Origin of the sequence: Providencia sp. PROV129 (genome assembly GCF_028482245.1) — a bacterium.
GTDB classification, from domain to species: Bacteria; Pseudomonadota; Gammaproteobacteria; order Enterobacterales; family Enterobacteriaceae; genus Providencia; species Providencia vermicola.
Genome location: NZ_JAMPQD010000010.1, coordinates 291,849 through 298,964 on the forward strand (window position 1 = coordinate 291,849; position 7,116 = coordinate 298,964).

General features: G+C 40.6%; 5 protein-coding genes. All 5 read right to left on the bottom strand.

The window, feature by feature from the left end:
- Positions 1-237 precede the first annotated feature (237 nt).
- The 5 genes from PSF27_RS08100 to htpG all read right to left on the bottom strand — a co-directional run bounded on the left by PSF27_RS08100 (position 238) and on the right by htpG (position 6,737).
- The gene (locus tag PSF27_RS08100) at positions 238-1,551 is read right to left on the bottom strand and encodes an inosine/guanosine kinase (protein WP_206082925.1); all 1,314 of its coding nucleotides are present in this window, start codon (positions 1,549-1,551) and stop codon (positions 238-240) included.
- A 108-nt stretch (positions 1,552-1,659) separates the two neighbouring features.
- The gene (gene wzz(fepE), locus PSF27_RS08105) at positions 1,660-2,778 is read right to left on the bottom strand and encodes an LPS O-antigen length regulator Wzz(fepE) (protein ID WP_272573351.1); all 1,119 of its coding nucleotides are present in this window, start codon (positions 2,776-2,778) and stop codon (positions 1,660-1,662) included.
- A 119-nt stretch (positions 2,779-2,897) separates the two neighbouring features.
- On the bottom strand, positions 2,898-3,866 hold the full coding sequence (gene hemH, locus PSF27_RS08110; protein ID WP_206082927.1) for a ferrochelatase: 969 nt from the start codon (positions 3,864-3,866) through the stop codon (positions 2,898-2,900).
- 159 nt (positions 3,867-4,025) lie between these two features.
- Entirely contained in the window at positions 4,026-4,670 is a 645-nt protein-coding gene (gene adk / locus PSF27_RS08115) for an adenylate kinase (RefSeq protein WP_206082928.1), read from the bottom strand.
- Between the two features lie 192 nt (positions 4,671-4,862).
- The gene (gene htpG / locus PSF27_RS08120) at positions 4,863-6,737 is read right to left on the bottom strand and encodes a molecular chaperone HtpG (RefSeq protein ID WP_206082929.1); all 1,875 of its coding nucleotides are present in this window, start codon (positions 6,735-6,737) and stop codon (positions 4,863-4,865) included.
- Between the last annotated feature and the right edge of the window lie 379 nt (positions 6,738-7,116).

The following is a 7,116-nucleotide window of genomic DNA, read 5'->3' on the forward strand; positions in this document are numbered from 1 at the left end:
TCATCATCAGTGATATTATTTACGACAAATTTTGATAGTTAATTTCTGCCTATTTGTCTATGTTTTTTTACTATCGATATTAATTATTAATTTACTTATAAATTAAGCTTTATTCTTTTATTAACTTATTAATTAAATACCCATAATGGAGTATATAAAAACACATTAATGCTCTTTCTGATATTAATGTGTTTTTATATTAAACATATCCAAACTGGACGAATTATAACCTAATCATTAACGTTCCCAATAAGACTCTTCTAAACTGTCTTCTTTTTCAGGAAGCCCACGAGTTAGCCGAGGGGAATGCTGGGTTAACACTTGATAACTAACCCGATTTGCATACTTACAAACTTGAGCCAATGAGGAATAGGTTAAATATTGGCGCTCATGTTTGCTGGAATTAGGCACATTTGAACGATGGTAAGAATTCGCTGTAATATCATGCAGTAATGCAGATAAAGCCCCATCTCCAGCACCATTCGTGTTCATAATTTTCTCAGGGCCACCCATATACGGTTCAATATGCGAAAATATACGCAGTGGCACTTTGCAATCTTGCTGGCGCATTGCACGGCTAAATTCATATAAATTGAATTCTGCAATCGCACCAGGCAACAATGGGTGCTGAGTCGTCCGTTTGTAGCTCTCTTCTGTATATCCTGCCATATATAGCCCTGATGGGCCCGCCGTACAGAGCACCAAATCAACCCAGTCTAGAGCCATATTAGAGGCTAATAACGGGTCGCTCAGACCTGTCAACTCTTGCGCTTCATCTTCATTCATCGCAACGACCGAAATATGCTCAGCAAGGAAGTCACGCCAAAATTGTGGATCTTGAGCAATCACAAATTTAGTTCCCAATGTGAGCACCACAGGAACATTGTGTTTTTTCGCATAGGCTATGGCTTGCATTGTGGCATCAGGCATGGTTTCACCGGGTTTGCAACGCACCAAATACGCCGTTAAAACTAACGCAGACGCCCCAGCGATAATCTCTTCAGGAATACTCATTGGATGCAGGCGATTCATATGCCCAGGGCTAATGGCAAATGTCCGTTCACCATTTTCGGTAATCAATGTGAAACAACGACCAATTGGACCATCAACGCCTTGCAGATAGTTCAGATCCATACGGCTTGAGGTATGGCATAGGTAGCGATAAGCATAACTTCCTATTTGGATATTATTACACATCGTCCCTAATAATACCGACCTATCATCTGCTAACACTGAGTAGTTATGCAGCGTGTTACCGATGGTGCCACCCGCAAATTCATGCGTAATCAACGCATTGTCAGTCAACTCTTTATACAACGCCTCAGCAGCATCATCTTCAATAACCAATGAATGCCCTTTACTGAGCTGATAACGTTGAATAAAATCATCATCTACTTTCGCTTCAATATCGACGAGAGTTTGATCTATCCCCACAATATAGGATTTACAATTCTCATCATCAGCCAACGTCTCTTTTAATGGCTGTAAAAGTGGATCTCTGAGACTAACAGGGAAATAATGTTTTGACTTGCGTTGACCGGGGAATTTCATAAGTAAGAAGATTAACAATGGAACATCACGCTATTCTAGCACGATAAAATAAAGCCAGCACCTTCAAAGAAAGTACTGGCCTCATTGTTTGTCTTTTGTAAGGTTAGCTTACTGATTTTGCATTTTATAATCGCGATAAAGCTCACGGCTTAATACAAATGCACAACTTAAAATTAAGCCTAAAATGGCGCTTAACGCCACAATCAATGCTGATTTAGGTGATTCTTTATTCAATGGCAAATCAGGTTGTAATATAAAAGTGACTGGCGTAAAAGCCAATTCCTTGCTCTTCAATTCCGTGATTTCATTGATATAAATCTGGCGATTTTGCAAATTTTCACTCATCAAGGCTAAATCACGGTTTTGTGTCTCAATCAGTAATTTCTTTTCTAACGCCTCAGCCCCCAACGCAATAGGATAATCTGGGTCATCATTAATCGCTTGAGAATCACTGGCTATAGGCTTTTCAATCCCTGCTGCTTTAGCAATATCCACTGCACGTTTTAACCTTTCAACTTTAACGTCATACTCAGTTTGAATTTTGCTCACTTCACGCTTAAGTGATTCAGTGGCAAAAATAAGTTGCTGTGAGATCGTATTATCAATTTCGTTTTTAATCTGACTTCTCACTTTAGATGCGCTATAGCGGATATAGCCATCCAATAAATCTTGGGCTTCTGTTGGCTGTGATGCCGTAAATTTTAAAATAATATCGTTAGAGGTACTGTTTTTCTCTTTAGATTGGTCTTGAATTTGAATATCGTTATTGATGATTTGATTCACTAAACGTTGCTGTGCCACCATATCATCTTTAGGATCAACATTTTGTGCAAGTTTATGATAGTACTGGGTACTTCTAACATAGTCGCTTTGATTAACTTTAGAACGATATTGGTCTATAAAGGCATTAAAAATACGTTGAGAAGTTAAATCGATAGGTATTTCAAGTACATCCAGTTGAGCTTTTAGTGCATTAACTTCTTTCATGCTTTCGGAGGTTGGCGGAATGACAATGGCCGTGCTGCTCCACTTTTGAGGTAAAAGCTTGACAATACCAGCACTCAACGCAATACATAAAGCCGTAAAAATGGTAATCAATAATTTATTTTTTAATAAAACACTCAATAATGCCATGAGATCAATTTCATCACTCTGCTGAATATGAAATTGATGAGCAGAATTTGACTTCTGCTCAATACTTTTTCGTGGCGGCTGCTCATTGCTCATATTAATTCCAAAAGACATAACATTTCTTTAATAGTTTTTAATTTAAGATAAGTTATTATAGTCTATATTTGAAATTTTGATATATCGATTACTGAACTTTTTAGTATCAATTTAAGCGATCACTGATTTAATTCATCTTGAATAATTAAATTAATCATGCGAATACTATTTAGATTATCATTTAACGCCGCTATGTAATTATATTTACTACCCCCACTACTGATAAAGAATTCTTTATTTTGTTCGCTAATTTCTTCTAATGTTTCCAAACAATCAACAGAGAAGCCAGGGCAAATGACCTGAACAGAGTTTACCCCTTGTGATGGTAATTCATGCATGGTTTTATCCATGTATGGCATCAACCAAGGTTCACGACCAAAACGTGACTGATAAGTGAGCAACACTTTTTCACTTGGGTAATTCAGCGCCTCTCGAAGCGCCTGAGCCGTTTGTTCGCATTCTTGCTGATAGATATCCCCTGTATCACAATAACGCTGTGGGATACCGTGGAACGACAATACCAGCCTATCAGGTTCACCATGTACTGCAAAGCTCTCTTCAATTGATGCTACTAATGCTTGAATATAAGCAGGGTGAGTTGCATAACTGCGAATAAAACGGACTGACGGAATGGTACGCCTACCTTGAAAAGCTCTCGTTACAGCATCATACACAGCAGCAGTTGTTGTGCAGGAGTATTGTGGATATAACGGTAAAACAACTAAATCATTAACGCCTTGCTCCATTAAACTATCAACAGCACTTTTAATGGAAGGCGAACCATAGCTCATCCCTATTTCTACGGGGGTATTTGGCATCAACTCTGCCAGCTTTTGTTTTTGGCGCAATGAATACACCAATAAAGGTGAGCCATCATCAAGCCAAATTGACTGATAGAGCTTAGCCACTTTAGATGAGCGCAGCGGTAGAATGGCTCCATGTAAAATGGGTTTCCAAATCAAACGAGGTACATCAATAACGCGCTTATCACTAAGAAACTCGGCTAAATAACGTCTAACAGCTGAAGTTGTTGGGGCATCAGGGGTTCCTAAGTTCGCTAACAGAATGCCGGTTTTTTTTTCTGACATGAAACAGCTCCTAATTGATAATCATTCCCAACTTTATCACCAAGTGGTATAAAAAAGAAAGGCAGCGATATTCGCTGCCTTCATATAATACATTCATACTCTAAATAATTCGAATTACAGTTATCAATACTGTAATTTAGCGCATGATACGTACAAATATTAACCTAAAATTTTCGCTAACTCTGCGCTAACTTCTGCGACTTTACGAGTACCGTCTAATTTAAAGTATTTAGTGTTACCCGCTTTCGCTTCGTTTTGATAATAAGCAATCAATGGCGCAGTGAGTGCATGGTATTCAACCAGACGCTTACGAACCGTGTCTTCTTGGTCATCTTTACGGATAGTCAGCTCTTCACCTGTCACGTCATCTTTGCCTTCCACTTTTGGTGGATTGAAGTTGACGTGGTAAACACGACCTGATGGTGCGTGAACACGGCGACCGATAATACGCTCAACAATAATTTCGTCTGGTACGTCAAACTCAAGTACGTTATCAACAGTAATGCCCGCTTCTTTCATCGCATCCGCTTGTGGAATTGTGCGAGGGAACCCATCCAACAAGAAGCCGTTACGGCAGTCATCTTGTTTGATGCGCTCATTAACCAGTGCGATAACAAGTTCATCCGTCACTAATTTGCCGTTATCCATCAGCTCTTTAGCTTGTAAACCTAACTCGCTCCCTGATTTAACAGCTGCACGTAACATGTCACCTGTTGAAATTTGTGGGATCCCAAACTTCTCCATAATAAATTGAGCTTGAGTGCCCTTACCAGCGCCCGGAGCGCCCAGCAGAATGATACGCATTGCGTAAACCCCTTGCTATTTAGTTTTTTATAATTTGAAAAGAAAACACGCTACCATACCATTAGCATGGCGCTTTACTCAAGAACACACGTAAACGTTTTCGCATTTATCTTTTTTCGCAAAAGAAAAAAACCACGCTAAAGCACAAGCAAAAGCGCGGTTTATGTTCAGAAACGAAAATACAATTTCACATTACTTTAGAAGTAATTCATTGATTTTTCGTATAAATAGATTTGGATCTTCTAACGTCCCGCGTTCTGCCAATAAGGCTTGATCCAGCAGGACATCTACCCAGTCAGCAAAAACAGACTCATCTGAGACTTCAGACGCTTTTTTCACCAGTGGGTGTGCAGGGTTTAGCTCAAAATTATATTTCACCTCTGGTGCTGCTTGCCCCGCCGCCGCAAATAATTTCGCCATTTGCGTACTCATTTCATCCGCGTTGGTGGTAACAATCGCTGGAGTGTCGGTTAAGCGGTGCGTTAATTTCACCTCTTTAACACGCTCACCTAAGAAGGTTTTCACGCGCTCAACAAATGGTTCAAGCTGTTTGTCTGCTTCTTCTTGTTCTGCTTTGTTTTCATCGGCAAGTTTATCCAATGATTCATCTGCTTTACTGACTGATTGGAACTGTTTACCGTCAAACTCAGACAAGTAGTTCATCATCCATTCGTCAATGCGGTCGGATAACAGCAGGACTTCGATACCTTTTTTGCGGAACAATTCCAGGTGTGGGCTACCTTTCGCTGCTGCGTAGCTGTCTGCGGTGATGTAATAAATTTTGTCCTGACCTTCCACCATACGGCTAACATACTCTTCCAACGACACGTTTTGTTCGCTGCTATCGGTATGTGTTGTGGCAAAACGCAGAAGTTTCGCGATTATTTCGCTGTTCGCCATATCTTCAGCAGGGCCTTCTTTCATCACAAGACCAAATTGCTGCCAGAAGGTTTGATATTTTTCTGTATCTGATTTTGCCAGTTTTTCGAGCATTTGCAGAACGCGTTTCGTTAATGCACTGCGTAAACTGCGAGTCAGCGCGCTATCTTGTAAGATTTCACGCGATACGTTCAGTGGCAAATCATTGGAGTCCAAGACACCGCGGACAAAACGCAGATAATTAGGCATAAACTGCTCTGCATCATCCATAATGAATACACGCTGAACGTACAGTTTTAAGCCATGTTGTTGGTCACGATTCCACAAATCAAACGGCGCTTGAGAAGGCACATACAGCAAACTGGTGTACTCTTGCTTACCTTCAACACGGTTGTGTGTCCACGTTAGTGGATCAGCATAATCGTGGGAAATATGTTTATAGAATTCAACATATTCCTCGTCTGATATTTCAGATTTGCTACGTGTCCATAGGGCTTTCGCTTGGTTGATTTTTTCCCAAGTGACCGTGCCGTCTTCTTCGTTTTTATCTTCGATTTCAACAGGCAAGGCAATATGGTCTGAATATTTACTGATCACTGACCGTAAGCGCCAGTTATCGAGGAATTCTTTTTCGTCATCGCGTAGATGCAAGGTTATTTCAGTCCCACGCTCCGCTTTTTCAATATCCGCGATGGTGTATTCACCCTCACCCGCGGATTCCCAGAAAACGCCTTCATCAGCTGGCGCACCCGCAGCACGGCTGCGTACAGTGACTTTATCCGCCACAATAAACGCGGAGTAGAAGCCCACACCAAACTGACCAATCATTTGGCTGTCTTTGGCTTGGTCGCTACCGAGAGTTTCTAGGAATGCTTTTGTACCCGATTTTGCGATTGTCCCAAGGTTGTCAATCACCTCGTCACGGCTCATCCCGATACCGTTGTCGCTGATAGTTAGCGTGCCTTTATCTTTATCGGCGCTGATGCGTACACGTAATTCACCCTCATTTTCATACAGCTCTGGCTTAGATAGCGCACGAAAACGCAGTTTATCTGCCGCATCAGATGCGTTAGAGATAAGCTCACGCAGGAAAATTTCTTTATTGGAATAAAGAGAGTGGATCATTAATTGGAGGAGTTGTTTAACTTCTGATTGGAAACCACGCGTTTCCTGTCCTTTCATACTCATTAATCGCCTCTATTTCATCAATCTAATTGGATAGGTTTGACTTACCGATGCAGATTAGTTGGGGGCGAAAAACAGAAATTCAAGCGAAAAAGACAAAAATTTTTATCGAATAAAAACCTAAAACCAATGATTAAAAAGGAAATAATAACAACATAAATTATTTTGAAGGAAACCAAGAAGGAGATCTTTTTACCACCTCCCAGTATATCCTCTAAATAATTTGTGCTGTAGCTAGGCGTCGAATGCGTTAATCCCTAGGAGCATACACCAGTTGTGCCCTGAATCGTCCCCTCTCCAGTTATATCCTTTAAATAGTTCAAACTGTAGGTAGGCGGCAAATGAGGAGATCTCGGAGAGCATATATGAGTATGTGACCCCT

Excerpts from the sequence above, each read along its gene's own strand:
- PSF27_RS08100 (WP_206082925.1), bottom strand. The coding sequence starts at position 1,551 with ATGAAATTCCCCGGTCAACGCAAGTCAAAACATTATTTCCCTGTTAGT.
- hemH (WP_206082927.1), bottom strand. The coding sequence starts at position 3,866 with ATGTCAGAAAAAAAAACCGGCATTCTGTTAGCGAACTTAGGAACCCCT.
- adk (WP_206082928.1), bottom strand. The coding sequence starts at position 4,670 with ATGCGTATCATTCTGCTGGGCGCTCCGGGCGCTGGTAAGGGCACTCAA.
- htpG (WP_206082929.1), bottom strand. The coding sequence starts at position 6,737 with ATGAGTATGAAAGGACAGGAAACGCGTGGTTTCCAATCAGAAGTTAAA.